26 protein-coding genes and 1 pseudogene are annotated in these 25,928 nt (G+C 62.7%); 6 read left to right on the top strand and 21 right to left on the bottom strand.

All coding sequences use genetic code 11. From position 1 onward, the window contains the following. Nucleotides 1-531: 531 nt before the first annotated feature. The 11 genes from F759_RS0128965 to F759_RS0128915 form a co-directional block, all read right to left on the bottom strand. Nucleotides 532-1,044, bottom strand: a complete 513-nt coding sequence (locus tag F759_RS0128965; RefSeq protein ID WP_027802933.1) for an ureidoglycolate lyase — start codon at nucleotides 1,042-1,044, stop codon at nucleotides 532-534. Further along, nucleotides 1,041-2,054 carry an allantoicase gene (gene alc / locus F759_RS0128960; protein ID WP_027802932.1) on the bottom strand — a complete coding sequence of 338 codons (1,014 nt, stop codon included), beginning with the start codon at nucleotides 2,052-2,054 and terminating at the stop codon, nucleotides 1,041-1,043. The genes F759_RS0128965 and alc overlap by 4 nt, the downstream gene beginning before the upstream one ends. Nucleotides 2,055-2,159: 105 nt before the next feature. Further along, entirely contained in the window at nucleotides 2,160-2,681 is a 522-nt protein-coding gene (gene uraD / locus F759_RS0128955; RefSeq protein ID WP_027802931.1) for a 2-oxo-4-hydroxy-4-carboxy-5-ureidoimidazoline decarboxylase, read from the bottom strand. After that, nucleotides 2,678-3,628 (bottom strand): allantoinase PuuE, encoded by a 951-nt coding sequence (gene puuE, locus F759_RS0128950; protein WP_027802930.1) that lies wholly within the window; start codon nucleotides 3,626-3,628, stop codon nucleotides 2,678-2,680. Before puuE ends, uraD begins: the two co-directional genes overlap by 4 nt. A 201-nt stretch (nucleotides 3,629-3,829) precedes the next feature. Then, entirely contained in the window at nucleotides 3,830-4,657 is an 828-nt protein-coding gene (locus tag F759_RS0128945) for an aspartate/glutamate racemase family protein (RefSeq protein WP_027802929.1), read from the bottom strand. 110 nt (nucleotides 4,658-4,767) lie between these two features. Then, on the bottom strand, nucleotides 4,768-6,249 hold the full coding sequence (locus tag F759_RS0128940) for an NCS1 family nucleobase:cation symporter-1 (protein ID WP_027802928.1): 1,482 nt from the start codon (nucleotides 6,247-6,249) through the stop codon (nucleotides 4,768-4,770). A 353-nt stretch (nucleotides 6,250-6,602) separates the two neighbouring features. After that, entirely contained in the window at nucleotides 6,603-7,367 is a 765-nt protein-coding gene (locus F759_RS0128935; RefSeq protein ID WP_027802927.1) for a GntR family transcriptional regulator, read from the bottom strand. A 310-nt stretch (nucleotides 7,368-7,677) separates the two neighbouring features. Continuing rightward, nucleotides 7,678-8,604 carry a muramoyltetrapeptide carboxypeptidase gene (gene ldcA / locus F759_RS0128930; RefSeq protein ID WP_027802926.1) on the bottom strand — a complete coding sequence of 309 codons (927 nt, stop codon included), beginning with the start codon at nucleotides 8,602-8,604 and terminating at the stop codon, nucleotides 7,678-7,680. Nucleotides 8,605-8,653: 49 nt separating this feature from the next. Further along, nucleotides 8,654-9,256, bottom strand: coding sequence for a tRNA adenosine(34) deaminase TadA (gene tadA, locus F759_RS38895; protein ID WP_084534378.1), 603 nt, complete (start codon nucleotides 9,254-9,256; stop codon nucleotides 8,654-8,656). A 230-nt stretch (nucleotides 9,257-9,486) separates the two neighbouring features. Next, nucleotides 9,487-9,933: a DnaJ family domain-containing protein gene (locus F759_RS0128920; protein WP_027802925.1), complete on the bottom strand. Its 447-nt coding sequence runs from the start codon at nucleotides 9,931-9,933 to the stop codon at nucleotides 9,487-9,489. Between the two features lie 548 nt (nucleotides 9,934-10,481). Further along, the gene (locus tag F759_RS0128915) at nucleotides 10,482-11,087 is read right to left on the bottom strand and encodes a 2'-5' RNA ligase family protein (protein ID WP_027802924.1); all 606 of its coding nucleotides are present in this window, start codon (nucleotides 11,085-11,087) and stop codon (nucleotides 10,482-10,484) included. Between the two features lie 865 nt (nucleotides 11,088-11,952). Here F759_RS0128915 and chrA point away from each other — a divergent pair. Further along, nucleotides 11,953-13,281, top strand: a complete 1,329-nt coding sequence (gene chrA / locus F759_RS0128905; protein ID WP_027802923.1) for a chromate efflux transporter — start codon at nucleotides 11,953-11,955, stop codon at nucleotides 13,279-13,281. Nucleotides 13,282-13,327: 46 nt separating this feature from the next. Here the strand turns inward: chrA and F759_RS0128900 are convergent, their stop codons facing one another. After that, entirely contained in the window at nucleotides 13,328-14,188 is an 861-nt protein-coding gene (locus tag F759_RS0128900; RefSeq protein ID WP_027802922.1) for a class I SAM-dependent methyltransferase, read from the bottom strand. Nucleotides 14,189-14,552: 364 nt separating this feature from the next. On the opposite strand from F759_RS0128900, the gene F759_RS38890 reads away from it, so the two are divergent. Continuing rightward, complete coding sequence (locus F759_RS38890; protein WP_036025494.1) at nucleotides 14,553-15,047, top strand: low affinity iron permease family protein; 495 nt, start codon at nucleotides 14,553-14,555, stop codon at nucleotides 15,045-15,047. Between the two features lie 10 nt (nucleotides 15,048-15,057). On the opposite strand, the gene F759_RS0128890 is transcribed toward F759_RS38890, so the two are convergent. Next, nucleotides 15,058-15,396, bottom strand: a complete 339-nt coding sequence (locus tag F759_RS0128890; RefSeq protein ID WP_036025492.1) for a hypothetical protein — start codon at nucleotides 15,394-15,396, stop codon at nucleotides 15,058-15,060. Between the two features lie 242 nt (nucleotides 15,397-15,638). Between F759_RS0128890 and F759_RS0128885 the strand changes: the two genes are divergently transcribed. Both F759_RS0128885 and F759_RS0128880 read left to right on the top strand, forming a co-directional pair. Next, a complete protein-coding gene (locus tag F759_RS0128885; protein ID WP_027802920.1) occupies nucleotides 15,639-16,373 on the top strand; it encodes an ABC transporter substrate-binding protein in 735 nt (244 codons plus the stop codon). Between the two features lie 6 nt (nucleotides 16,374-16,379). Further along, nucleotides 16,380-17,222: a DMT family transporter gene (locus tag F759_RS0128880; RefSeq protein ID WP_027802919.1), complete on the top strand. Its 843-nt coding sequence runs from the start codon at nucleotides 16,380-16,382 to the stop codon at nucleotides 17,220-17,222. Between the two features lie 203 nt (nucleotides 17,223-17,425). On the opposite strand, the gene F759_RS0128875 is transcribed toward F759_RS0128880, so the two are convergent. The 4 genes and pseudogenes from F759_RS0128875 to F759_RS44445 form a co-directional block, all read right to left on the bottom strand. Then, a complete protein-coding gene (locus F759_RS0128875) occupies nucleotides 17,426-18,040 on the bottom strand; it encodes a hypothetical protein (protein WP_027802918.1) in 615 nt (204 codons plus the stop codon). A 59-nt stretch (nucleotides 18,041-18,099) separates the two neighbouring features. Beyond that, nucleotides 18,100-18,891: a molybdopterin-dependent oxidoreductase gene (locus F759_RS0128870; protein WP_027802917.1), complete on the bottom strand. Its 792-nt coding sequence runs from the start codon at nucleotides 18,889-18,891 to the stop codon at nucleotides 18,100-18,102. Between the two features lie 2 nt (nucleotides 18,892-18,893). Then, nucleotides 18,894-19,487 (bottom strand): cytochrome b/b6 domain-containing protein, encoded by a 594-nt coding sequence (locus tag F759_RS0128865; RefSeq protein WP_027802916.1) that lies wholly within the window; start codon nucleotides 19,485-19,487, stop codon nucleotides 18,894-18,896. Between the two features lie 109 nt (nucleotides 19,488-19,596). Further along, a pseudogene (locus F759_RS44445) lies at nucleotides 19,597-19,733 on the bottom strand (copper oxidase); the annotation flags it as partial. A gap of 205 nt (nucleotides 19,734-19,938) precedes the next feature. Between F759_RS44445 and F759_RS0128860 the strand changes: the two are divergent. After that, nucleotides 19,939-21,153, top strand: coding sequence for a permease (locus F759_RS0128860; protein WP_027802915.1), 1,215 nt, complete (start codon nucleotides 19,939-19,941; stop codon nucleotides 21,151-21,153). Nucleotides 21,154-21,201: 48 nt separating this feature from the next. On the opposite strand, the gene F759_RS0128855 is transcribed toward F759_RS0128860, so the two are convergent. Both F759_RS0128855 and F759_RS44440 read right to left on the bottom strand, forming a co-directional pair. Further along, complete coding sequence (locus tag F759_RS0128855) at nucleotides 21,202-23,280, bottom strand: protein-L-isoaspartate(D-aspartate) O-methyltransferase (RefSeq protein WP_051377493.1); 2,079 nt, start codon at nucleotides 23,278-23,280, stop codon at nucleotides 21,202-21,204. A 30-nt stretch (nucleotides 23,281-23,310) separates the two neighbouring features. Beyond that, nucleotides 23,311-23,643: a four-helix bundle copper-binding protein gene (locus tag F759_RS44440; RefSeq protein ID WP_084534377.1), complete on the bottom strand. Its 333-nt coding sequence runs from the start codon at nucleotides 23,641-23,643 to the stop codon at nucleotides 23,311-23,313. Between the two features lie 245 nt (nucleotides 23,644-23,888). Between F759_RS44440 and F759_RS0128845 the strand changes: the two genes are divergently transcribed. After that, a complete protein-coding gene (locus F759_RS0128845) occupies nucleotides 23,889-24,314 on the top strand; it encodes a CBS domain-containing protein (protein ID WP_027802912.1) in 426 nt (141 codons plus the stop codon). 175 nt (nucleotides 24,315-24,489) lie between these two features. Here F759_RS0128845 and F759_RS0128840 read toward each other — a convergent pair whose 3' ends face one another. After that, the gene (locus tag F759_RS0128840; protein WP_027802911.1) at nucleotides 24,490-25,284 is read right to left on the bottom strand and encodes an OBAP family protein; all 795 of its coding nucleotides are present in this window, start codon (nucleotides 25,282-25,284) and stop codon (nucleotides 24,490-24,492) included. 77 nt (nucleotides 25,285-25,361) lie between these two features. Further along, the gene (locus tag F759_RS38885) at nucleotides 25,362-25,769 is read right to left on the bottom strand and encodes a DUF4148 domain-containing protein (RefSeq protein ID WP_036025489.1); all 408 of its coding nucleotides are present in this window, start codon (nucleotides 25,767-25,769) and stop codon (nucleotides 25,362-25,364) included. Nucleotides 25,770-25,928 lie beyond the last annotated feature (159 nt).

Raw genomic sequence — 25,928 nt, 5'->3', positions numbered from 1 at the left:
CGAGTCCGGTGTGATCGAGCGTCATGAAGCGGGCTTTTCGCGGAAGCGGGAAGCCCGCTTTTTTATTCGCTGCTTTTTATCTCTTGCTGGTTGCGGTTTGCCGTTTGCCGAGATCACGGCCGCGTGAATAACAAGCGCGCCGGCGATGCTGAGCGTGGGTCCGTGGATCCGTGGCTCCGCGGTTCTCGTAGTGCGGCCGAAAGCGTCGTGAATTGCAGGTTTGCGCTCGTCGCGCGCACAGCCGGGACCCGATGTTGGCAAGCACTACAGCGCGATCAACAAGCCCGCACTTACGTTAACGAGTTCCGATTTCATACGCCTCGCTGAACGACCGCGATGCAGCGCTTCTGCGACCCAGGAGCCGAACGATATCAGCATGTCAGCTATCATCCGCGGACCGATTGGAACGGCGCGCGGCCAACTTGCGTTGAGGGCAGCCACGCAAGCACGCGTCGCCAAAAGCGAAGAGCCCACGGCATTCCTGCCGTGGGCTCCTGAACATCAACGAACAGCAATGCCGAAGCAACAACCTTAGACCGTCACCGCGCTCAGTGCATCTTCAGTCAGCCAGAGCGGCTCTGCCAGATTCTGCTCATTGAGGTTAAGGCCTTCGCCGCCGCGATCCACGACGATAAAGTCGCTCACTTCTCCCAACGCGATCAGCGGATGGTGCCACACACCCTTTGCATAATTGACGCCTTGCCAGCCGCTCGTCACGAACGCGCGGATCTTCGACTCGTCGAGCTCGCCCGCCGGCGCGACCACCACCAGATACGGCTTGTCGTTTAGCGGCACAAAAGCCTGGCTACCGAGCGGATGACGTTCGAGCATCTTTACCTCGAATGGCAACACGCGCGGCTGCCCGCGAAACAGGTTTACGAGCGCGCGGCCGTTCTCGTCCGTCACGTCCACTTTCGCCAGATCGTGATAGCGGATCGTCGTGCCGAGGTTGATCGGAACCTGCTTCGCACCTTCGAGCTCGATCACGTCGCCGAATGCGGCAAACGCTTCCTTCGTCAACGGTTCGATTGCGAGCGTCTTCATGATGCGAGCGTGCCCCACAGACGCAGACGCGACACGCCGCCGTCCGGAATGATGTTAAAGCGCACGTGCGTGACCGGACCGAGCGCGGCGATCTCTCCTTCGAAGTAGTGCTGCTTGTCCATTTGCAGCTTCTGCTCGCCGAGCAGCACTGGCCAGAACATGGCTTGCGTAATCAGCGAACTGTCGGTACCGCCCGTTACGTACGCAGCCTGAATCGAGCAGCGGTCCGGATAATTGCCCTTGAAGTGCGCGGTGTCCACTTCGATCTTCGTAATCACACCCGGCTGTGCGAGCGCGACGATCGCCCAGTCGTTGCCGGGTTCGCGGCGGCGCCGCGTTTCCCAGCCGTCCCCCATGTTCACGCCACGGCCCGGCATCAAAATGGTCGACGCAGCGCCGAAGTGCTGGTTGTTCGCGGCGACCAGATACGCGCCGTTTTCCATCGCGGCCAGATCGAACTGCTCGGTGCGGCTCGCGCCGGCCCAGTCGACTTGCGGCTGGCCGTACACGCGCAGACGCGCGATGCCGCCGTCCGGGTAAATGTTCACACGCAAGTGCGTATAGGCGTTGGCGTCGCTGACTTCCAGGTAGTGATGGCTGTTGCCCTGGAGCGTGGTAGATGCAACGATTTCGGTCCATTGCGTCGACTGGTTCGGCACGCCGTCCACCACGCGCGCCGCTTCCACCGACGCCGCCGGCGGGAAGTTACCCGTGAAGTGGCTCGTGTCGAGGTCGAGTCCCTTGATCACGCCCGGCCGCGCCAGCTCGACGATGCACCAGTCGTAACCGCTAACGCGTTTGCGGCGCGTTTCCCAGCCGTCCATCCACTTGCCATGTTCGTCGTATTTGCCCGGAATGAAGACAGCAGGCTCCGGGTTCAGCATGCGCTCCTTCGGGGCGAAGAAGTCGTCGCTCGCCTCGAGCGCCTGCGCACCCAGGCGCGGGTCCGCCAGGTTCACATAGCGGCGCGTGAATTCGGGAGCGTTGGGGTCGAGAATCGGGAGTGCCATCTTTGTCTTCCTTGATGTTTGTAAGTGCGAGAAAATTTTCCGGTGAAGCCGCAACGCGAAGCCGAAGCTCGAAGCGCGGCGGCGATCCCGTTCGTCACGCGTTCATCACGCGTCGATCAGGTCTTCAAGCCGGAAACGTGCGATACGGTAGATCTGATCGAGGCTCGCTCGCAGTTCGTCGGTGCGGCTGTTGTTCACGCGCGCCTCGAAGTTCGCGATGATGCCGTGACGATCGTAGCCGCGCACCGCGAGAATGAACGGAAAACCGAACTTCTCGCGATATGCGGCGTTCAGCGCGAGCAGCTTGTCGAACTCTTCCTGCGTACACTGCGCGAGACCTGCGCCGCTCTGCTCGCGTGTCGATTCCGCGGTGAGTTCACCGCGCACCGCTGCCTTGCCGGCGAGCTCAGGGTGCGCGTTGATCAACGCCAACTGCTTCTCCTCGCCCGCCGTCTCGACAATGTCCGACATCTTGCGATGCAATTCGTCGATGCTCGCAAATGGCCGCTCGCGCGCCGCGATTTCCGCGACCCACGGCGAATGCTCGAAGATGCCCGAGAGCGCCGCGACGAACGCGTCGGTCGAAATGGTGTTGAGTTGGTCCAGTGTGTATTGCATCGCCTTCATGCCGCAGCCCCGAGGTTGTTTTGCTGGTAGGGATGATGTTCGCGCCAGTGCCGCGCGATGTCGACGCGCCGGGTTACCCATACGCGATCGTGCTGTTCGATATGGTCGAGAAACCGCTGCAGCGCGCGAAAACGCCCAGGGCGTCCGAGCAGCCGGCAATGCATGCCGATCGACAGCATCTTCGGCGCTTCGCCGCCTTCTTCGTAAAGCACGTCGAACGCGTCGCGCAGATACGTGAAGAAGTGGTCCGCGGTGTTGAAGCCCTGCGGGCTCGCGAAGCGCATGTCGTTGGTGTCGAGCGTGTACGGCACGATCAGTTGCGGCACTTTCGCGCCGCCGGCCACTTCGACGTCCATCCAGAACGGCAGGTCGTCGCCGTAGTAATCGGAGTCGTACAGAAAGCCGCCATATTCGGCGACCAGGCGATGCGTGTTGGGACTGTCGCGGCCGGTGTACCAGCCAAGCGGCCGCTCGCCCGTGACGCGTTCGATCGCCTCCATCCCGAGCCGCATATGCTCCGCTTCTTTTTCCGGCGATACGTCCTGATAGTGAATCCAGCGATAGCCGTGACACGCGATCTCATGGCCCAGTTCGACGAAAGCACGCGCGAGTTCGGGATGTCGTTCGATCGCCATGCCGACGCCAAACACCGTCAGCGGCAGCCCGCGTTTCTCGAATTCGCGCAGAATGCGCCACACGCCCGCTCGCGAGCCGTATTCGTAGATCGACTCCATGCTCATGTGACGCGCCGGATACGCCGCCGCGCCGACAATTTCCGACAGGAACTGCTCTGAGCCGGGGTCGCCGTGCAGCACGCAATTCTCGCCGCCCTCCTCATAGTTGAGGACGAATTGCACCGCGACGCGCGCTTGCCCTGGCCAGTTCGCCTGCACTGGGTGGCGGCCGTAGCCGATCAGATCGCGTGGATAGTTGGGGTCGAGTGGCATGGTTTGACGAATGCGTGGTGACGTTACGTTGTGCTCGCAAGGCACGGTGCGAAAACTGCTGAAGGCCCTCCGCCTCGCGTGACAGCGACAGCAACAGCAGCCGCGGCAGCGTCGCAAGGCACGTCGGGCAACCTGCGCCGAGTGGGACCAGTGTAGCGAAAACGCCCGGATGCGCCCATACACCCGGGCAGATAGTGCATGTCAGACTGAATGTATGTGCGAATCCGATTCGCTGGTGTTTACCCGCAGCGAATCCGCCTTGACGACACGCGGCGGCGCAGGATTCGGATCTGTCGCGGACGGACTGAACGATTCAAGGGCGCCGTCGTAGCGCTTTGGCAGCGGCCGCGCATAGTCGCCGCGCTTGGCTGTCGAAAGACGTAGGGAGACCAGCGCCTCAGTCCATTTGACGGCCGCCGTCACGCCTTCGATCACCGGCGCGCCGAGCGCGTCCTCGATCTCTGCGCACAATTCGGCCATGCCGGCGCAGCCGAGCACGATTGCGTCGGAGCCGTCCTCGGCAAGCGCGCGCCGGCATTCGTCGAGGATGATGCGGCGCGCCGCCGAGCCGGGCTTGTCGAGGTCGAGCACCGCGACGTCGGTTGCGCGCACGTTACGGCAGAAGCGCCGCATGCCGTAGCGTTCGGCGAGATGCCACGCCATTCCGCAGGTACGAGCCAGCGTCGTGACAACCGAGAAGCCGGGCGCGAGCACGCTCGCCGCATGCATCGCCGCCTCCGCGATGCCGATCACCGGCCCGCGCGCGAGCTCACGCGCCGCATGCAGCCCGGGGTCGCCGAAACAGGCGATCACGTAGCCATCGCAGCCGTCGCGCTCGCCTGCCATCACTTCGGCGAGCAGACCCGGCGTGGCGAGCGCTTCATCGTAGTAGCCTTCGATGGACGGCGGCCCCATCGTCGGACTGACTGCGATCACCTCCGTGCCCGGCGCGGCCACTTCGCGTGCGCAGCGGCCCATTGCGTCGGTCATGCGTTGGGTGGTGTTCGGGTTGATCAGTTTGATACGCATCTCGGCTCCTCCTTCAACTGCAATAAGGGCTGCAATAGCGGCTGTATTGACGGCTGCGATAACGATTGCATTAGCGGCTCACAATCACTGCTGTCTCCAGGCGCCGATGCTCAGCGTGCGAGCACGCGATAGAACAGCGCCCCGAGCCCCGCGCCGATGAACCACGAAAAATTCGCCATACCGTCGAGCGACGGCACCATTACGCACAGCACGGCGATGACCGCGGCCGGCAGCAGCGCAGCGACGGCCCGATAGTTGACGCCGTTGCGATACCAGTACGAACCCGTCGGCGCGACGGTGTACAGATCATCGAGCACGACCTTCTGGCGCTTCACGAGGTAATAATCGACGATCAGGATTCCATATAAAGGTCCGATGAAGCTGCCGAGCACGTCCAGCGTGTAGTGAATCACAGCGGGATTGTTGAACAGATTCCACGGCGTGATGAAGATCGACGCGACCGCCGCGAGCATGCCGCCCGCACGCCAGCTGATGAGCCGCGGCGCGACGTTCGAGAAGTCGAAGGCCGGCGACACGAAGTTCGCGACGATGTTGATGCCGATAGTCGCAATCGTGAAAGTCAGCGCGCCGAGAATCACCGCCGTGGGATAGTCGATGCGGCCCACCGTTTCGACCGGGTCTGTAATCAGTTCGCCGAATACGGGCAGCGTGGCCGCGGTCGTGATTACGGTCACGAGCGAGAACGCGAGAAAGTTGACCGGCAGTCCCCAGAAATTGCCGCGCTGCACGCTGCGAAAGCTCTTGCCGTAGCGGGAAAAGTCGCCGAAATTCAGCATCGGCCCGGAGAAGTACGACACCACCAGCGAGGTTGCCGTGATCATCACGGGCAATACCTGCATGCCGTGATACTTGACGCCGCCCAGGTTGATGCCGATGTTGCGCCAACCGGCCCGATACACCATGTAGCCGGCGAGAATGAACATCACCACATAAACCGCCGGGCCCGCGAAGTCGATAAACTTCTTGATCGTCTCCATGCCGTGCCAGAACACCAGTGCCTGCAACACCCACAGCAACATGAAGCCGGACCAGCCGAGCGCCGACAGACCCATGAAGCCGTGGCGATGGACGTCCGCATACGGCAACAGTTGCGGCACGAACTTCAGCACGACGATCACCAGCGCGCTCGAAGCGAGGTAGGTCTGAATGCCGTACCACGCCACCGCGATCAGACCGCGAATCACCGCGGGAATGTTTGCGCCAAGCACGCCGAAGGTCGCACGGCACGCAACCGGATACGGCACGCCGTTGGCCTGGCTCGGCTTCGCGATCATGTTGCACAGCACGTTGACGATCCCGATGCCGACGAGCAGCGCGATCAGCACCTGCCAGCTGGTCAGCCCGAGCGCGAACAGACTGCCGGCGAACACATAGCCGCCGACGCTGTGCACGTCCGACATCCAGAACGCGAAGATGTTGTAGGCGCCCCAGGTCTGATGACGCAACGGCGCGAGGTCCTTGTTGTATAACCGCTCGCTGTAACCGGCCGGCATCGACGGATCGCCGGATGCGTCACCGTCTGCATAAGGGGGGATTGCGGAACTGCCGGGCGCTGCGCTGAACTGAGCCATGATTCCTCCTTGTGATGGGACCGTCGATTGCGAATCGAAGGGCATTGCATTGGTCATGCCAGTTGCGGCTCTGCCGCCTCGCTCGCGCTTCCTGTCCGTCTGGAGCGAAGAAGTTCGAGCCCCGCCATGACCTCGCCGCGGTTGTCTCCGTACTGAAGTACTTGTGCTTATCGCATTGCCGGCTTTCCGCGAATGTCCGGCAATGCGTTACTGCTTTAGACGTCCGTCATATAGCGACGGGCGTGCGCGCGCCTGCGGGCAGCGCCCGTGCAGGGCCGCCTTGCGACGCTCGATCAATCCGGCTCAGTTCAGTGCGGCGCGCACCAGCAACGGGCGCACGCCGGCCGCTTGCCTCAGCTTGGCGCGGACTTGCTTCTGGATGATTCTTTGGCTGATTCTTTAGATGACGCTTTACCGGCGCCGTTAAGCGCGCCGAATACTTCGTGCAGATCGGCTGCGCCGCGCGCGGGCCGCTCCAGCATCTTCAACTCGACGCTTTGCAAATGGCGCGACATCAGCGCCGCCGCCTCTTTTGCATTGCCGGCGTCGAGCGCGGCGAGAATCGCTTCGTGGTCCTCGAACGAACATGGGCTTCGCCCCAGTGACTCGTACAACGCCGAGATCAGCGTGGAGCGCGCCACCAGTCCGTTCAGACAATCGCATAGCACCGTGTTGCCGGTGAGCTGAGCCAACTCCGTATGGAATTCGCCGGACAGACGAATCCACGACGAAAAGTCGCGCGTCTCGAACGCCTTGCGTTCACGGCCGATCATGCCGCCGATGCTTTTCAATCGCCGCATGCCGTGCCCGTTGCAGATCTTTTCGACGACCGCCAACTCGATGATGCGGCGCATTTCGAACACCTCATGCACTTCCTGAAGCGATGGACTCGCGACAAATGCGCCGCGGTTCGGCTCCAGGTCCACCAGATGATCGGTCGCCAGTTGCGCCAGCGCTTGCCGGATCGGACCACGTTTGACCCCGAACACTTCGCACAACTGCGCTTCGGTCAGCTTCGCACCCGGCGCCAGCCGATGCTCAAGAATCGCGGCGCGGATGCGCTCGGCAATTGCTTCGGGCCTCGAACTATTTGCGTTGACGGATTCGGTGTCGGACATGATATGTGTCTGTCTATGGAGGTCATAATAGGATGGACATAAAGATTGTCAACAATTTTTGTTGGCATCTTCGACAATCTTTGTGACTAGGCACGCGATGAACACCGGCCGCCCGGCTCAAGCCCTTGTCGCTATTGGGCGATGTGGGATTCGATATGATGATTGGCGTTGCCGGCGGCGTCGATTTTGTCGACAAATGCTCGCATGCGCAGTGGCTTTGCGCGTCACTGGCATGCCGTAACGTCCGGCCGTTAGTTGCGTGAAGAATTGGCGAAAAAGCGGGCTGGAACCCGCTTCGCTAACCGGCAGTTCAGCGCAAGCAGGGATAGTTGGATAAGGTCAGCTGGAAGCCGTTCGCATCCGCAACGAGGTGCGCGTCGGCTCCGACAGGCAGCGTCAGCATGTCCGGCACGTGGCCGAACTGCAAACCGGTCACGATCGGAATGCCGATTACGGACCGCATGTGCTCGATCATGGCTTGCAGGTCGTAGCCGTTGTCGTAGTCGTACAGCTTGCCGCCCGAAAAATCGCCGAGAACGAGCGCCTGCTGCTCCCCCAGAATGCCGGACAGGTGCAGTTGATAAAGCATCCGCTCGATGCGAAACGGTTGCTCGTTGACGTCTTCGACGAACAGCACTCCGCCCTGCACCGGCGGCATATAAGGCGTGCCGACGAGCGACGCGAGAACCGCCAGGTTGCCGCCCCACAAGGTACCTTTGACGTCTACCGCATGCGTTTGCGGCACGTTCCTCGCGATGGTCACGGTCGGCTTTGTCAGCACCGACCAGAAGTGCTGCATGGTGAAGTCGCTGACATGCTCCGCGCCGAAGTCGCTCATCAACATCGGGCCGCTGAACGTTTTCAGCCCGGCGCGCGCGAACAGCGCAAGCTGAATTGCAGTGAAGTCGCTGTGGCCGACCAGCGCGACCGGTTGGCCGGTCAGACGACGTTGCAGCCCATCGTAATCGAGGCCGTGCAGGATGCGCGCCGCCCCGTACCCGCCGCGCACGGCCAGCACGATGTCCGGCAAGGCGCGGGAAGCATCGGCGAGCCGGTTCAGGTCCGCTGCGCGTTCGCCGTCGGTGCCGCCAAAGCGCTGATAACGGCGCCGCGCCGCGTCCGCTCCTTCCACGCGATGCCCTTGTGTGTGCAGGCGCTGCAACGCGCGATTGAGCACGTCGGCGTCGTGCGGGTAGCCGGACGGCGCAATCAGATCGAAGGTGCGGTGGACGGTCATCGTCAGGGTCTCGTCGTAGTGTTCGGAGCGGTTGGTAAGCGGTTGCGGCTCAGAGCGGCTCGGGCGGGTCTCTGTCTGCGCCGACGGCCGCGCGTGCGGTCGCCCGCGCTTCGCGACTCGCGCGCCGCCGCTCGGCAAAGAACGACTTGAGCACGGCGCCGCATTCGCTTTCGAGCACGCCGCCGGTTACTACAGTGTGGTGATTCAACTGGGGGTTCGCGAATGCATCGACGACGCTGCCGCACGCGCCCGTTTTCGGATCGCGCGCACCGAACACCACGCGGGCAATGCGCGCGTGCATGATGGCGCCGGCGCACATCAGGCACGGCTCGAGAGTCACATACAGTTCGCAGCCCGGTAAGCGATAGTTCTGGACGGTCTGCGCCGCGGCACGCAATGCGACCATCTCCGCGTGCGCCGAAGGATCATGCGCGCCGATCGGATGATTGAAACCTTTCGCGATCACTTCGTCGCCACGCACGAGCACTGCGCCGACGGGTACTTCGCCGGCTGCTCGCGCTTCTTCGGCTGCTGCCTGAGCGAGGGCCATGAATCGGCGGTCGCGGTCGGAGACGGCGGGAGCCTGCGCGGCTGGGGGGGACGCGGTTGTGGGGGATGCGGTTGGGGCGGACGCGGTCGGGGCGGACGCGATGCGTTCGGGCGCCGCAAGACTGGACGAGGCTGCGTCGGGATTGACTGGGTGGGGACGGGCTGCTTCGAGCTTGGCTGGATCAGGATCGGCCGAACCTGGCTCACCTACAACCGAGTCACCGACGACGGCGCCAACGCACTCGGATGCCGCAGGCAGCATATCCACTGGTCTCGTGCCGTCGATGCGGTCCGCGTCCACATCAGACGCGCCGCGACGGATGATGGGCTCGCTCACCGCGTCCCCGCGGCGACCACGTCCGCGCCGGACGCCACAGCACCGGAGCCTGGCAGCCGGGACGCATCCTTGTGGGAAGCACGCTCGGACAGTCGTTCGGCAATCCGGCGACAATATTCACGCGGCAGCATCAAAGGACCCCCGCGCAGCGATTCGAGCGCCATATCTAGCGCCAGCATGCGAGCCTGGAGACGGCAGCGCGTAGCCTGATCGCTGACGGCATTCAGCTCCGTCTGCAAGTCGCACAACGCGCGTAGCTGTTCGACTGCGGGCGGCACAAACCCCGCGTTTTTCAGAATCCGGTTGGCGACGCGCACTTCTTCGGGGACGAGTGCATCGTCCTCCAGGCTGAGCGGCGCCCCTGCACCCGGCAAATCGTCGAACTCACCGCGCGCGGCGGCTGCGGCAATACGCTGTTCGACTAACGCATCAAGCAATCTCATTTGCAATCCACTACGTTGCGGCCCAAGCATTCTATCAGGGAGCGCACGAGGGATTCTTCCGCCCGACCCGTCCTCTTCCCGGTTTTTCGGATTTTGCGTATTGGGGGCCCGTCTGGACGCAAGCTAGGCTTGCAGGCTTTTCCCGGCGCGCTTTGCCCCCCTCCTTCTCGTCCGCTCCTGCTGCGCTGGCTAGTCATTATGCGAATTAAAACGACACACTCACTGACACATTCACCGAAAGATTCACGCCCCAACGACGCTGCACCCAATGCTGCGTCCCAGCCGACAACGCTTACCTGCGCGCTCTTCACCGCGAGGCCCACTCGCCGTGCCCGCGTCGACAGGTCCTCACTCAACACAGCAGCCCTGCGCGCCGCATGCGCAGCCGCGGCCATGTGCACCCTGCTTTCCGGTTGCGGAGTTTTCTGCGGTGGAGCCGGCGGGAGCGGCGGCGGCTTCGCCGGTGCTTGCTCGGCTGGCCTACGCTTCTAGGCGCACGTCCGATCACAACCGGTTGCGCTGCCAACGAACGGCGCGCCCGCGCTCCTCTAGAGCGCGGCACCTTCGAGCGGCCAGCGCGCGAGCACGATATGCCGCGTACGCCCCAATAAGCTGTGTATCAACGCGAAGCCGCGCACGTTCCAGCACACCGGCTCCACCGGACGCGCCGCTGCCCAAGGCAGCCCGTAAGCCAACGTCACATGCGGCGTATAAGCCATTGCCGCCGAACCTGCGCGACTTTCGATGCCACTGTCATGCAGCGCGCCTGTCAACGCATCGTGAAGCCGATGCAGACCGCCGACGCCTTCACTGCCTGTCAACACCAACGGGCCCGGTCGGGGTTTCGAAGCAAAGCTCGCCACCGTATCGAATTCGACGCTAAACGGCGCCATGCGGACAGAACCGGCCGCTTGCATCGCTGCGTCCACGCGAGCCTGCGGCAGCCCGCCCGCGAAAATGCCGAGATGATGCAGCGTGACGTGCAAACGGTTAGCGGCGAGCGGCCTACTGCGGACGCGCGCCTCCTCGCAAAGCTGTTGCGCGAGCTTTGAAATGTTGGCCGCCGTGTTGGTGTCCGGAAAGACAGCGAAAAACAGACCGTCCGTTGGCGTGGGCGGCGCCTCTAGCCCGGGCAACCACAGTTGTTCAGGCATCTTGCTCCTGCGTGCTGAAAGCCGGCATCTACACGAATCCCCCTTCCTATTGATCTGGCTGGCCAATACCAGCGACTACCAGCGGTTACCAATAGACGTCAGCAACCATCGGCGGCGTCCACAGGCACCAGCACGCCTCGGAACCGAGCCGCCAAACCCGCCAGAAACCGCTTCCGCCTCCGCATAGCCCACAGCACAACTGTACATTCATACAGTATCGACGGCAACGTGGAATTGCAGAAAAAACTCGAGGTGTAAGCAGGCGCACCAAGACACGACGCGTTGTGCGCCAGCAGTGGCGCGCCTACGCGCAGCGAGCGCCGCACCGGGGGGCGCGCACCACCGGGACGGCATGGGCACGCGCATTTGCTACAGCTTCATGGCAGACAGTCGCTGCGTGTCGCTGCTGAAAATCCTGTTCTTCAATTCCTTTGCGTACGACTGTGAGTACTGCGTCGACCGATGTTCGAGCAACGTGCCGCGCGCTTCGCGCCTGAGAAGATCGTGAAGCTCATGCGCGGCTTCTACTTCAAACTCGAACGCGGCTGGGCGTGTCGCGACGTATCACCTCTCGTTCGCCTTGCGTCAGCAGCATGGTTTCGCCCGAGACAAAGTACTGGGCGGCATCAGCGAGACACTCGCGCACACTTGAACTCGCGGCACCAATGCAAGGCGAACCGCGCCGTATCCCGTAGCTGCTAGACTGCGCCGACACGGCGCCACGCTCGACCCTGGGGCGCGGGGTTCGTCAACGACCGGAACGTTAAAGACCCGCTAACGCAAGCTTCAGCGACGTCCCGCCATCGCCTCCAAATCTCGAAGCCCACGAAGCCCGCCGCCAACAAAACCAAACCGGACCATTTCAATGAAACACAACATCGCGCGGGTCTCGCTCCCCACTGCGTTCTGGTACTGGCTAAGGCTCGGCTTCATGAGCTTCGGCGGTCCGGCCGGGCAGATCGCGTTGATGCATCAGGAACTCGTTGAAAGAAAGCGCTGGATCTCCGAAAAGCGCTTTCTGCATGCATTGAACTACTGCATGGTCCTTCCCGGACCCGAGGCACAGCAACTGGCTACGTACATCGGCTGGCTCATGCATCGCACATGGGGCGGCGTGATCGCGGGCGGCCTTTTCGTGCTGCCGTCGCTCTTTATTCTGATGGGCCTTTCATGGGTCTATCTGGTGTTCGGCAGCGTTCCAGCCGTGGCCGGCGTGCTATACGGAATCAAGCCGGCCGTGACCGCGATCGTCGTGTTCGCGGCGTACCGCATCGGCTCACGCGCGCTCACGAACGTGTGGCTGTGGTCGATCGCCGCCGCGGCGTTCATCGCGATCTTCGCCGCCCAGGTGCCGTTTCCGTTGATCGTCCTCGTGGCTGGAATCATCGGTTACGTCGGCGGCAAGTATGTGCCGGGCACTTTTGCGATTGGCGGCAAGCACGCCGCCGCTGCCGAACTTCACGGCCCCGCACTGATCGACGACGACGCCCCGACGCCTGCCCACGCGCTCTTCACCTGGAAGCGCTTTTTTATCGTGCTGGCAAGCTTCGCCGTCATATGGCTGGCGGTGATCGGTGCGCTCGTCGCGCTTTCCGGATCGAATGGCGCACTCACGCAAATGGCCTGGTTTTTCACGAAGGCGGCGCTGCTTACGTTCGGCGGCGCGTACGCCGTTTTGCCTTACGTCTACCAGGGTGCAGTCGAGCATCAGCACTGGCTGACGGGGCTCCAGATGATCGACGGTCTCGCGCTCGGGGAGACGACACCCGGACCGCTCATCATGGTGGTCGCGTTCGTCGGCTTTGTCGGCGGATGGACGAGGGCGATATTCGGCCAGGACGCAGTGCTGCTCTCCGCGGTCGTCGCGTCGACGGTCGTGACGTTCTTCACTTTCCTGCCTTCGTTCATGTTCATCCTGCTCGGCGGGCCGTTCATCGAGACCACGCACGGCAATCTGAAATTCACCGCGCCGCTGACTGCGATTACCGCCGCGGTGGTCGGCGTCATTGTGAATCTCGCGGTCTTCTTTGCGTTGCACGTTTTGTGGCCACAGGGCGTGCATGGCCGCTTCGACTGGCCGTCGCTCGTCATCGGGCTGGCGGCTGCGGTTGCGCTCTTTCGCTTCAAGGCCGGCGTGATACCAGTGGTGCTGGTTTGCGGCGCGGCGGGGCTCGCAATCCGGCTGCTTGCATGACGCGCGAGTCATCCGTTTGCAGAGCGGCGTCAATCACGAAGAATGATCAAGTGTTCGCGACCAGTAGCTCCTCGGCATTATTCGGCGGACGCAAGCCATCGGTCCGGTCCGCGAAATAGCGTCGCGTGAGGTCGGCCGCCGGGACATGCCGCGCCTGCGCGAAGCCGGCCTCGTGAGCAAGCGCGAGAATATCGGCCGGCGTGAAGAAGCTGAGGAAAGGCGTGCCGCTTGCCCGCGCGCCCTTCTCCGCCATCTCGAGTCCGGGGCGCACTTCGGGGTCCGCCATCTCCAGCGGCAGCAGGAACGTCATGGCGAGCGTCGATTCGGGCGCGAAGGCCGCGACCTCGCGCAGTGTGGCCAGGTTTGCATCGCGCGTGAGGTACATGCTGACGCCCGTCGAAACCACAATCGCCGGCTTACCGTGGTCGAAGCCCTCTGCCGCGAGCCGGTCCGGCCATGCTTCGCCTGCCTCGAAGTCAACCGGGACGAAGCGCAGCCATTGCGCAATGCCGTAACCGAGCTCGACCAGCCGTTGACGCTTCCACGCCTGCGGCCCAGGCTGGTCGATCTCGAACACCTTGAGGCGCGAAGCAATCTCCGGCCTGCGCTGCGCGAAGCTGTCGAGGCCGGCGCCAAGAATCACATACTGGTCGACGCCGCGCGCGGCCTGTTCGACAACCAGATCTTCGATGAAACGCGCGCGCGCCACGATCGACGCGCGAAACGGGCGCGTGAACTGCGGGTCCATGTCGCCGCGCTCGCGCCAGTCGTCGCCCGGGGACAGCAGTTCGAGACCGACTGAGTCTTCGAAAACATGCGGCGGGGCGTCGGCCTCGTTATGCAGCGCACGCCATAGCGCGACGCGGGCCGCGGTACTCTCCGGTGCTATGTCTCGCTGATCGTTCATGACTGCCGGTCCTCCTTGTTCGTGTTCCGTTCACGCGATGCGGGAAAGCGCAGTGTCGTCGCTAGTTCGCGAGCGCGTACGCAAATGCAAGTCCACGCACTGTAGCAGCGTGCGGGTATCAGGGCTGCCACTTTTTGGCCTCGCGCACACCATGCTTTCATGCGTCGCCTTGCCGATGGCAGCATCGCTGCCGTAACCGGCGGGCGAGCGCTTCCAATGGAAAAAGAATATCACCGGCAGACAGGCGGCATCGGGACCATGTGCATGTGCATGTGCATGCGCACCGGATACACCGAAGAACGGTGAACCCGGCGGCGCCTCCTATGCGATCATCTTATGAACCAGACCAACAACGGAGATCGCGATGAGCAGCAAATGGTTTTCGAACTTCGCCAGCTATCTTTCCACTATGACCGGCCGGCCGGGCACGTTCGTGGTAGCCGTGTCGCTCGTGATCGTATGGGCAATCACCGGGCCGTTCTTTCACTACAGCGACACATGGCAGCTCGTGATCAACACGTCGACCACCATCGTCACGTTCGTGATGGTTTTCCTGATCCAGAACACGCAAAACCGGGACACGGCCGCCATGCAGATCAAGCTCGACGAACTGATCCGGGCGTTCGAAGGCGCGCATAACGCGCTGCTCGATCTCGAGGAACTCGAGGAGAAGGACCTGACACGCTTTCGCAGGCAGTATCAAAACCTCGCCAAAGAAGCGCGAATCGCGCTGCGTGAAGGCGGCAGCGACACCGATTCGCCGTTCGTCGACAATCGCGCTGTCCGCGACGAAAAACGGCGCGACGCAGACGAGGATGACGGCGAAAACAAGCGCGCCAAACCTGAACGAAAGGACTAGCGCAGCTCCGTTATCCAGCCGCAAGCCGCAGCGTAGTCACCGCTGGCGGCTCGCGAGTCACCATGCAATGCGCCGCGCTGCGGCAGCCATGCGGCCTCGCCTCAGAAGGGTTGCCGTATCCCCTCTGAACGAGAGTCTGGCTGTTGCTGCTCGATGCAGCCGTCGTATAGATCTGCGCGAAAGCACCGGGGCCGCTCGCGCGCTGATAGACGCCGGTCAGAAATGTGTCTGTGCGTTTGGAAAGCAGATAGTCGATGGCGAGCGTGGCCTGGTTATAGTGCGGCGAGCGAGCGCCCGAGTAGTCGCCGGCCGTGTAGACGCACGACACTTCCGCCCTTGTGGTCGCCATAGAAAATTGCTTGGTCACGGCGGCGGGCGGCCATGAGGGAGTCTGCGAACAGCTTACGCGAGTTGAAGCCACAATCGGTGTCGCCCTGGTCGGCATGGCAGACCCGCCGCCTGGGCAAGTCCGCGAATTCCCTCTAAGATGGAGCGCTTGACGCACTATCGCGCACCAGAAAGATGCGTCGAAGGCTGAACGATTCCTCAACCGATATGACCCGCGCAAGACGCGGTCGCAACGAGAACACCATGACCATCGATCAAGCCGTTGTCTCTGCGTTCACGCCTGCCGGCAAGGTGCGTGCGTCGATCAATCTGGGCAATCCCATTCTCGCCAACAGCGATCCGCATACCGGCGAGCCGTTCGGCGTATCGGTCGACCTCGCGCGCGCGTTCGCGCAGAGGCTGGGCGTCGAACTGGAACTGGTGGTGTTCGATGCAGCGGGTAAATCGGTGCAGGCGGTGAGCGAGGAGCGTGCCGACTTTGGTTTTTTTGCCGTCGATCCGCTGCGTGGCGAAACCATCGCATTTACCGCGCCGTATGTGTTGATCGAAGGCTTTTATCTGGTGCGCGACGAGTCGCCCGTCCGAACCAACGACGACGTCGACCAGCCGCATAACCGCGTCGCAGTCGGTAAAGGCAGTGCCTATGACCTCTTCCTCACCCGCGAACTGAAGGCTGCGCAGATCGTTCGCGCGCCTACCTCGCCGACGGTCGTGCAGACATTCGTCGAACAGGGTCTCGAAGTCGCGGCCGGCGTGAAGCAGCAACTCGAAGCCGATGCGCGAACCACATCGGGACTGCGGCTTCTCGACGAGCGCTTCATGGTGATTCAACAGGCAATGGGCACACCGAAAAGCCGCGGCGAAGCGGCGGCCTTCGCGCTTTCCAGCTTCGTCGAGGAAATGAAGGCGTCCGGCTTCGTGGCCGAGTCGCTCGCGCGGCATGGGATTGCTGGCGCATCGGTCGCGCCCGCGGCCTGATCGCGCATGCTCAGCTATACCGGCGGTCTCGTCCTCTTTGCGGCTTTGCTTCACGCAAGCTGGAACGCGTTGCTGCACGGCAACCGGGACCGCTTCCTCTCGATGACGTGGATGAGCGTCGCCATCGCGGCGATCGCCACGCTCATCATTCCCTTCACGCCGTTGCCGGCCGCCGCGGCATGGCCGTATATCGGCGCATCGGGGCTCGTGCATATCGGCTATAACGCGAGCCTCGTGCGTGCCTATCGGCGTGGAGATCTGGCGCAAGCGTACCCGATCGCGCGCGGCTCGTCGCCGCTTCTCGTCACGCTTGGCGCGGCGCTGTTCGCGCATGAGGCGATCGGTCCGCTGCGCGCGGTCGGCATCGCGATGATATCGGGTGGCATCATTGCCATCGCGCTCGAAGCAGGCCGTGTGTCGCGCGCGGGTGTGCTGGCCGCGCTGACCACCGGCGCGACGATCGCGCTTTATACCGTGATCGACGGCGTCGGCGTGCGTCTGTCGGGCGGCGAAGCGCTTGCCTACACCGCGTGGATGTTCCTGTTCTACTGGCTGATGCCGGTGCTGTTCGTCGCGATGCGCGGTCTGCCCGCGCTATGGGCCCCGATACGCGCGACGCCGATGGCGGTCGGTTCGTCGCTCGCAGGCGGTCTTGTGTCGATCGCGGCGTATGGCATCGTGATCTGGGCGATGCAGTCGGGCGCGATGGGCACAGTCTCTGCGTTGCGCGAAACCAGCGTAGTGTTCGCGGTGCTGATCGGACGCGTGTTTCTCGGCGAAGCGGTGAGCGGCAAGCGCTGGCTCGCCTGCGTGGTGGTTGCGGGCGGCGCGGTTTGCCTCGGGCTTTGAGTCGGGCTTTGAGTCGGGCTTCGGGTCGGGCTTTAATTCAGGCTTTGACTCGCGATTCGCTGTTCGCGCGCGTGGTCTTGCGCTTGCCTGGGTGATTCATCGGGTACTTTGTTGGAAGCTTCACGTGTCGCCCGTTGGAAGGCCGTGCCCATCGGCGAAATACAGACACGCTGACAGGCCAGCCCTCCACACATCAACGCGCTTTACATCGGCGGCGCAACGCCATCCTTTTCCACGACCACGCGCTGAGCGACATACGTGCCCTGCGACGCCGCCGTTGCCACGACGAACACCTTCTTGCCCGGCGTCAGATCGGTGCGCGCGGCCGGCGTGAAGGTCACGATCGGTACGTTCGGAGGCACTGTCACTTCGTTATTGCCGCCCTTGTACGACAGCTTCAGGTTTCTGCCGCTCGTTCCCTGAACGACCGTGTCGACGTTCGCATTGGTCATCGTGCTGTTCGGACCGAGGTCCCAGTCATAATGGCCTTCGCCCGTGCCGCGCGCGGCTTCCGGGAATACCACCACCTCCGTTGCCGTCAGCTTGCCGTCGGTGCCAGTGGTGGCCGCAGTGCCGACGAACGAGCCCGGCTTGATGTCGGAAAGCTGCATCGACTTGACTGCGGATACCGTGACGGCCGGCTTCAGTTCAATCGACACCGTGTCGCCGCTGCGGCGATGCACCTTCAGCACGTCGCCGCTCAGCGCGACGATATCGCCACGGATGCGCGACGGTTTCGCGGCAGGCGTCTGTGCAAACGCAGCACCGGCAAAAGACAGTGCCGCAAGCGTGACGCCGAGTTTCAGGCGAATAGACATGAATGCTCCATGAGAAAACGGTTAAGAGGACTGCAAAGCCCTTAACGGGCCAATGAACATCAGGAACCGCCGAACCAGTTGTAACCCTGGTTCTCCCAGTAACCACCGGGATAATCGTTCGTCACGCTGATCGCGACGATATGTTTGGGATTCTTGTAGCCGAGCTTGGTCGGCATGCGCAGCTTCATCGGGAAGCCGTATTTCGGCGGCAGCGGCCCGCCGTCGTAGCCAAGCGTGAGTTGCGTCTGCGGATGCAGCGCCGTCGGCATGTCGATGCTCGTCCAGTAGTTGTCCGCGCAATGCAGCGACACATATTTCGCCGTCATGTCGGCGCCCGCGCGCTTCAGGAACCCGGCAAAGCGCACGCCGTCCCAACGGCCGATCGCACTCCATCCTTCGATACAGATATGGCGCGTGATCTGGCTTTCCTGTGGCAACGCACGCAACTCGTCGAGCGTCCACACACGCTTACCGTTCGCGAGGCCGCTCACCTCCAGCCGGTAGCTGGCGGCGTCGACCTCGGGCACGTCGTCGATATCGTAGAACGCGTTGAACGGGAATGGCCGCGTGATCATCGACTCGGGATATGTCGGCGCGAGCGTGTTCGGATTGAAGAGCAATGCCTGCACGTCGTCGTTGAACGAGGACATTTTGCGCAGCATCGTATTCACGGATTTGTCGTTGGACAGATCGCAACCCGACAGCATCGCGATGCCGCCGAGCGTGAGAATGCGCTTGCCGAGCAAGCGACGCGCAGGATTTTTCAGTTCGTTTCGCGCATCCTTGACGATAGTCTCCGCGTGAGACTGCGCAAACGCAGTGAGCTTTCCGGACTTGTTACGAAGCGTCATGATTAGCGTCCCCGAATCATCACGAGCAGCGAGCGCGGCACGAGTGCGACCATCGCAATGTGCACGACAAAGAATGCGACCAGCACGCTCATCGCGACGAAATGCACGACTCGTGCGTTGTCGTATCCGCCCATTAGCGTGCGTAGCAGCGGAAACTGCACGGACTTCCAGATGGCGAGCCCCGACACGATGACGAGCGCGATATCGACAATCACCATCAGGTACGCAAACTTCTGCACCGCGTTGTAGTGCGTGAGGTCTTCATGCCCCAGCTTGCCGCGCAGCGCAGCCGCGAGATCGGCCGCAAGCGACCTGATGTTCACCGGCAGCAGTTTGCGGCGCAGACGTCCGGAAACAATATTGAGCCCGACGTAGACAAGAAAATTGACGACCAACACCCACATGACCGCGAAGTGCCATTGCAAGGCTCCGCCGAGCCAACCGCCCAATGTGATAGCGGGGGAAAACTGTAAGCTGGGAAAGATCGGCGATGCGTCATAGATCTGCCAGCCGCTCATCATCATCAGCACGACGGCTAACGCGTTGACCCAGTGTGCGATACGGACCCAAGCGGGTTGAATCGTGGTGTAACTCAAAGCGGCCTCGTGGTTGATAGCTGCGAAGAAACGAGCGGTGTTACTGACGTAAACATCGCCGGCGTGCAGCTATTCCATTGCCTGACAAATTTATTTTTACCGCGAGGCCGAAGTCGCGCTCCACCGGTATCACGGTACGGTCTTTCGGATGCACGACAATGTGCCCATCATGCGCATCGCCATCTACGCCATTTCGCCGGCATGCGGGTGATACATGAAGGTGCCGTGCTTCTTGACCTCGAACTCATCGGGTCAGGTTCGCGATGCGAGTCGGCCAACGCCGCGGGCCTGGGCTTTGCTACGGAGGTCCACCATGATGTTATGCCGCCGCGCAAGCACGAAGACACCATACAGCGGCGCAGGCGCTTGAGCTTACCGCCGCGGTAAGGTTCAGCATGAAGCCTCATACGTTTTACGCTCGCTTGTACCCTGGCGTATGCGGGAGATTCCAATGCACCTTCTCAGCGCATTCGGCCACGCACTCTGGATGGCCTTCACCATGCTGTGGCAGATATTCTGGGGTTTGAGCCTCGGATTCCTGTTCTCCGCAATCATCGAAGTGACGGTGTCGAAGTCCGAAATGTCGAGGCTCCTTCCAGACGCGTCGCCGCGCTCATTGACGCTCGCGAGCCTGCTCGGCGCGGCATCGTCGTCGTGCTCGTACGCCGCTGTCGCAATGGCGCGCAGCATCGTGCGCAAAGGCGGCGACTTTACCGCGTCGATGGCGTTCCAGTTCGACGCGACCAACCTCGTGCTCGAACTCGGCGTGCTCATGTGGGTGCTCATTTCGTGGCAGTTCGCGGCGGCCGAGTTCATCGGCGGACCGATCATGATCGTCGTACTCGTGCTGCTGTTGCGCGTGTTTCTGCGCGACTCGCTGAAGCGGCAAGCAATCGACCAGGCCGATAAAGGTGTCGCGGGGAGCATGGAGGGACATGCAGCCATGTCGATGAGCGCACAGCACGGCAGCTGGCACGAACGCCTCGCTTCCCGGGATGGCTGGATAGCAATCAGCCATAGCTACGTGATGAACTGGGCGATGCTGTGGCGCGATATCGGCGCAGGTCTCGTCGTTGCGGGCGCGCTCGCGGCGTGGGTGCCCGACACCTTCTGGCAGAAGTTCTTCCTGGTCAGTCATCCGACGCTCGCAATGATATGGGGCGCTTTTGTCGGACCGCTGATTGCAGTCGCGTCGTTCACCTGCTCGGTGGGCAACGTGCCGTTGGCCGCGGTACTGTGGAAAGGCGGCATCAGTTTTGGAGGCGTCGCCTCTTTCATCTTCGGCGACCTCATCATCCTTCCGATCCTGAACATCTACCGCAAGTACTACGGCACGCGAATGACCGCGTTCATGGCGGTGAGTTTTTACATTGCGATGGTCGTGGCCGCGCTCATCGTCGAAACGCTTTTCCAACTGCTCGGCTGGTTGCCGCAGCAGCGTCATACGGCGGTTATCGACGCTGCGATTACCTTTAACTACACGACCGTGCTCAACATCGTGTTCGGCGTGGTGTTCGTGGGGCTCGCGGCTGTATTTTTCCGCACGGGTGGCGTACAGATGATGCGCGACATGGCGCACGGAGAACATCGGCATCACACGAGCGGCCATGACGCGCATGAGCATGACGCGCACTCGCATGGTCATGGTTCGCATCCACGGCATTGAGCGTCGGGCCGCGAAACACGCGAAACGATCAGCTATGCCAAACCCACTTCAAACGCCAAACGGATACAGGTCGGGCGCACGCTCGGTCGCGCGCGTGGCAAGCGCTTGCACCGCGCGCGTCGTGTCGAACCATACATAGGCATCGAATTGCTCGGGCAGCACCGCTTCAGCATAGTGACTATGCAGTTCCGTCTCCGGCCGGTAAATCACGCCGATAAAACGTTCGAGCCGCGCCTCGCGCAAATGCTCGCGCAGCAACGGATCAGCGCCGCGCGACACATCGACCAGACAGCGCGGTTCGCCACATGCATGGAACTGATACTCGTAGCTGTCCTCGCGCGAAGGACGCACGGCCTTGATTTCCATCGGGCCGTCCCAGTCCGTCGCGGCGGCGACAGTTCCGGAGTGCGTGCCGAAGCCGATCAACGCGGCGGCGTCGCCGAAACGTTCGCGGCACAGTTGACCTACGTTCAGCTCGCCGCGCACGCGGCCCATTTCGGTCGCGGCCGCATTACCGATGTGCGAGTTATGCGCCCACACCACCGCGCGGCTGTCGGGCCCTTGCGAATCGAGCAGGCTTTCGAGCGTCTCGAACATGTGCGTGTCGCGCAGATTCCAGCTTTGCGCCGAACTGCGGTACATGATGCGGTAATAGCGCTCGGCCGATGCAACGAGACGCGCATTCTGCGTGGCATCGAACCAGCGGTCCGTGTCGCCGTTGGCCTCTTCCAGCCGCTTGCGCAACAGGTCCTGTAACTGCTGCACCACCGCGTTTTCGCAGGTCGTGAAACCTGCTGAAAACGCCGCGCGTCCATACACCTGCGGATCCTTCTGCCACGGCGTCAGACAGCCGTAGCGTTCGCGTGCGATCTTCGCCGCTTCCGGATCCGTGCGATCGAGATAATCGAGGACCGCTGCAATCGACGCCGACAGGCTGTACATATCGAGGCCATAAAAACCGCAGCGTCGTGCGTCGGCCTCGTGCTCGTTGTGCGCGCGCAACCAGCGCACGAACGCCGCGAACTCTTCGTTTCTCCACATCCACACGGGAAAGCGCTGGAAAGGCGGCTCGTTCGTGCGCGGCTCGCGCGAGCGCACATAACCGTCGATCACGGCTGCATCGGGCCAGTCCGCTTCCACCGCGACGATCGTGAAGCCATGCCGCTCGACGAGGCGTCGAGTGATTGCCGCGCGCGCCCGGTAGAACTCGGACGTGCCGTGGCTGGATTCGCCGAGCAGCACGACGCGTTTCGCGCGCAGATGATCGAATGCGTCGGCGAAGGCTTCGTCTTCGGGCTCCGGCAACGGGCGCGCGGACGCAGCGATAAGACCAGCAAGCGACTGGGGCCGCTGCGGGGCTAGCCGCTTAGTCTGTGTTCGCGGCCGCTGCGGCGATTGCATTGCCGGCATGAGGCGCTGCGATTCGCCGGATCGTTCAGCGGATGTTGCATCGCAGTCATCGGGCCAGCCCTGCTCGCCGATCAGCGGCACGAAATGCACGCCGCCGAGATCTTCCTCGTCGAACTGCGTGTCGCTGCGGCGCGTCATCTTGATGAGCCGCTGCGTCTCCATCGATTCACCGACGGGCATCACCAACCTGCCGCCCACTGCCAGTTGCTCGCGCCATGCGGGCGGCACATCGGGGCCACCGGCGGCCGCGATGATCGCATTGAACGGCGCGCAAGCCGGCCAGCCGCGCGTACCATCGGCATGATGCACGCCGATATTGTCGAAGCCCTGCTCGCGCAGCGTATGCCGGGCGCGCTCGGCGAGCACCTGATGACGCTCGATGCTGTCCACATGCGCGGCGAGCCGCGCGGCGACGGCCGCGGCATAGCCGGATCCGGTGCCGATGTCGAGCACGCGGTCGCCCGGCGCTAGCTCGGCCGCTTCCAGCATCCGCGCGACGATCACGGGCTGCGAGATGGTCTGGCCATCGGCCAACGGCAACGGCGTGTCGCTGTACGCAAACTCGGCTAACGCGGGCGGCACGAACCGATGTCGCGGAACTTCGCGCATGGCGTCGAGCACCCGCGCATCGCGCACGCCGCGCGACGCAATCTGGCTCTCGACCATGTACTGCCGTGCTTTGTCAAACGCTTCGTCATCCGATATTGATTCGTCCATCGTAGACCTTTGCTTTGTTTGCTCCGCACGTCACGACGAGGCCATTGCGCGGCACTCTTTCGCACAAGCGCGGCAAGCGGCAGCACAATCCTTGCAGTGCTGGGCGTCGTGTTTTTCGCATTCCTGCGCGCAGGTATCGCAGAGGTCCGCGCACATCCGGCAGATCGTGCCTGCCTCGCTGCTGCCGCGCGCCATCGCGCCCGACGCGAAATGGCAGGCCTCGGCGCAATCGATATCGAGCTTGATGCACTCGGCCATCTCGTCAGCCCGCCCTTCCGCGAGGCAGGAGCCGGCGCAGTGACCGCATGCGAGCGCGCATGCATCGCACGCTGAAATACAGGACTTGAATCGTTCATGCGTCATCTGGTCCTCCATTGGATGAGTTGGAATTTCAACGCTTACGCAAGATGCCCGGATGCGTTGCATGTGCATGATTGAGCAGCAAGGCGCATTCCGGCTTCATGCCGTTCGCAGCGACCGCGCGCCGTGACTACGATTCATGCATATCAGGCGTGCGGCCGCGTGGAGCGACCGTGGGACCGCCTCATGGAATGGGCGATGCTGCCTCTTCACTGGTGCAGCCGTTCAACCATTCTTAGGAGCAAACCATGACCTCTGTTGCGCAAGTAATGACTCGTGACGCTGCAACCATCGGCCCATCGCAAAGCATTCAACAGGCGGCGAAAATGATGGACGAACTGAACGTCGGCTCGTTGCCCGTCTGCGATGGGGAGCACCTCGTCGGCATGGTGACCGATCGCGATATCGTCGTGCGCGCGATCTCGGCGGGAATGCTGCCCGAGTCGCCCATCGAGGACATCGTGAGCGGCCCCGCCAACTGGTGTTTCGAGGACGAAGATGTGGAGATCGCCCGCAAAAAAATGGAAGATGCGCAGATTCGCCGGCTGCCGGTGGTGGATCGGGACAAGCATCTCGTCGGCATCATCGCGCTTGGCGATCTTGCGACCACAGCCGATGGCGGCACTTCGTCGACGCTCGCTGCTGTGTCCACACCGTCCACACCCGACCGCTAATGGGCGACGGCGCAAATGGAAGGCGCTGTAGCGACGGCCGCACGGCGACGATACGTGAAAATCCCGTTAGCGTTCGTTACGCGCGGACGCTGGGCTAGCCTCGCTGTGAGCCCGACATTCGCGACGCCCGCAAGCCGCAGACGCAGCCGAACGCGGACAAGCCGCACGGCAACCGTCAGCGCCGCAGATTCCTCACCTGCACTTCGGCCAGCGTCAATTGCACAGACGTTCCGCTTTGCCAGGCATTCGCGCCACTCACCACCGACGGCTCCGGAATGTCCGCGCGCTTGCGCTTTTGCCCGGCAGTCGACGCATGGAACCGCTTGTCGCGGTCCTCGACCATCTGCACGTTGATCTGCCCGTCGCGCGTGAAGCCCATCATCAGTTGCGGGATGCCTAGCGGGAAGCTCGCGTCGCGATCGATCTGCCATGTATGCCAGGTCTTGCCGTAAGTCGTCACGAGATCCTGCATCAGCGCATGTTCGGCGATATCGGGAACGCGCGGCGCGATCAGTTCGCCGGATTTCACCTCGTAGTTATGGCTGTGCCACAGCTTCTTCTCGTCGTCGCCAAGCGCCCTGAATACGCGTTCACTGACGATGTATTCAATACCGATCAGCTTCGCGTTGCTCTCATTGGAATCGAAAATCACGCACTGGTGAAAATCCTCCGTCAGATGCGTGCAGAAGTGATGCGCTTCCACCTGCCGGCCCATGTCGTCGGCGTAAAAATGGAAGCCGTTCAGATAGGCGCTCATCGCGTCGATCGGTTTTTTGTTTTGCAAGACGTCGGCACCGGTGTCGAGAATCTTGCTCTTCGTGCTTCTTTGCGAGCCGGGCGGCGGCACCTCCGCTTTGTGCTGCGCCCGTGCGCCGGGCATGAACAGGCCCGCGAACGGCAGCATCAACATGCCCTTGAATATCGACGACGTGAAAGCGCGGCGGCAGCCGCAGGCGAACGGTCGGTTCATGTGTGTTTCCTGTACGGATGGGCGGGATCCCAGCACTTGCGTTCCGGCTTCGCGCAGTTCGATTTCGAGGCGATGCCCTATCGGGTCTGTGCATCGCGTTGCCTGGCGGGGCCGTTGACGGGCGCGACCGGTTTGCCCGCGGCAGGTTCGCAGCCGGAGCTTTGCAGGCGGTCGCGCGCCGCTTCGACGTCGGCGGGATAGTTGATCTCGTCGGCGACCGGGTTGTAGCCGGCGCAACGATAGGCGGCCAGATCATCGTGGACGGCCGCGCGCGTGGCGTCGCCGGCATCGCGTGTGTTGTTGGTGTTGCTGGTGTTGTTCGCGCCGGCAGTTACCGTGGCAGCTGGCGCGTCCGGCAACCAGGCACACGCGACTATCAATGCCCACCCGGCGCAGACGCGCGCCAACGCGCTTCGCCGCTTGACGTGCAGCCGGCTGGTTCTCAGCGGGCCTTGCAAGGGTGTGATGGTGCTGATCAAGCTCATTTCGGGCTCCGGTAGGCGCGCAGGCGCCAGGCGACTCACACGAACCTCGCGGCCAGGCTCAGCAAGCCAGCATCGGCTATGCCCGGCTGAGCAGGCTGAGCAGGCTGAGCAGGCTGAGCAGGCTGAGCAGGCTGAGCAGGCTGAGCAGGCTGAGCAGGC

The organism is Paraburkholderia dilworthii, assembly GCF_000472525.1.
GTDB lineage: Bacteria > Pseudomonadota > Gammaproteobacteria > Burkholderiales > Burkholderiaceae > Paraburkholderia > Paraburkholderia dilworthii.
The sequence above is the reverse complement of the archived record's forward strand: the minus strand, read 5'-3'. Positions and strand labels throughout refer to the sequence as shown.

Bases quoted from the DNA above. Each gene is read 5' to 3' on its own strand.
- F759_RS38890 (WP_036025494.1), top strand. From the start codon at position 14,553: ATGAGCAGCAAATGGTTTTCGAACTTCGCCAGCTATCTTTCCACTATG.
- F759_RS0128935 (WP_027802927.1), bottom strand. From the start codon at position 7,367: ATGTCCGACACCGAATCCGTCAACGCAAATAGTTCGAGGCCCGAAGCA.
- F759_RS44440 (WP_084534377.1), bottom strand. From the start codon at position 23,643: ATGACGCATGAACGATTCAAGTCCTGTATTTCAGCGTGCGATGCATGC.
- ldcA (WP_027802926.1), bottom strand. From the start codon at position 8,604: ATGACCGTCCACCGCACCTTCGATCTGATTGCGCCGTCCGGCTACCCG.
- alc (WP_027802932.1), bottom strand. From the start codon at position 2,054: ATGGCACTCCCGATTCTCGACCCCAACGCTCCCGAATTCACGCGCCGC.
- F759_RS0128965 (WP_027802933.1), bottom strand. From the start codon at position 1,044: ATGAAGACGCTCGCAATCGAACCGTTGACGAAGGAAGCGTTTGCCGCA.
- F759_RS0128945 (WP_027802929.1), bottom strand. From the start codon at position 4,657: ATGCGTATCAAACTGATCAACCCGAACACCACCCAACGCATGACCGAC.
- uraD (WP_027802931.1), bottom strand. From the start codon at position 2,681: ATGAAGGCGATGCAATACACACTGGACCAACTCAACACCATTTCGACC.
- F759_RS38885 (WP_036025489.1), bottom strand. From the start codon at position 25,769: ATGAGCTTGATCAGCACCATCACACCCTTGCAAGGCCCGCTGAGAACC.
- puuE (WP_027802930.1), bottom strand. From the start codon at position 3,628: ATGCCACTCGACCCCAACTATCCACGCGATCTGATCGGCTACGGCCGC.
- F759_RS0128920 (WP_027802925.1), bottom strand. From the start codon at position 9,933: ATGAGATTGCTTGATGCGTTAGTCGAACAGCGTATTGCCGCAGCCGCC.
- F759_RS0128840 (WP_027802911.1), bottom strand. From the start codon at position 25,284: ATGAACCGACCGTTCGCCTGCGGCTGCCGCCGCGCTTTCACGTCGTCG.
- F759_RS0128870 (WP_027802917.1), bottom strand. From the start codon at position 18,891: ATGACGCTTCGTAACAAGTCCGGAAAGCTCACTGCGTTTGCGCAGTCT.
- F759_RS0128940 (WP_027802928.1), bottom strand. From the start codon at position 6,249: ATGGCTCAGTTCAGCGCAGCGCCCGGCAGTTCCGCAATCCCCCCTTAT.
- F759_RS0128860 (WP_027802915.1), top strand. From the start codon at position 19,939: ATGCACCTTCTCAGCGCATTCGGCCACGCACTCTGGATGGCCTTCACC.
- F759_RS0128885 (WP_027802920.1), top strand. From the start codon at position 15,639: ATGACCATCGATCAAGCCGTTGTCTCTGCGTTCACGCCTGCCGGCAAG.
- F759_RS0128855 (WP_051377493.1), bottom strand. From the start codon at position 23,280: ATGGACGAATCAATATCGGATGACGAAGCGTTTGACAAAGCACGGCAG.
- F759_RS0128880 (WP_027802919.1), top strand. From the start codon at position 16,380: ATGCTCAGCTATACCGGCGGTCTCGTCCTCTTTGCGGCTTTGCTTCAC.
- F759_RS0128915 (WP_027802924.1), bottom strand. From the start codon at position 11,087: ATGCCTGAACAACTGTGGTTGCCCGGGCTAGAGGCGCCGCCCACGCCA.
- chrA (WP_027802923.1), top strand. From the start codon at position 11,953: ATGAAACACAACATCGCGCGGGTCTCGCTCCCCACTGCGTTCTGGTAC.
- F759_RS0128875 (WP_027802918.1), bottom strand. From the start codon at position 18,040: ATGTCTATTCGCCTGAAACTCGGCGTCACGCTTGCGGCACTGTCTTTT.
- F759_RS0128845 (WP_027802912.1), top strand. From the start codon at position 23,889: ATGACCTCTGTTGCGCAAGTAATGACTCGTGACGCTGCAACCATCGGC.
- F759_RS0128890 (WP_036025492.1), bottom strand. From the start codon at position 15,396: ATGGCGACCACAAGGGCGGAAGTGTCGTGCGTCTACACGGCCGGCGAC.
- F759_RS0128900 (WP_027802922.1), bottom strand. From the start codon at position 14,188: ATGAACGATCAGCGAGACATAGCACCGGAGAGTACCGCGGCCCGCGTC.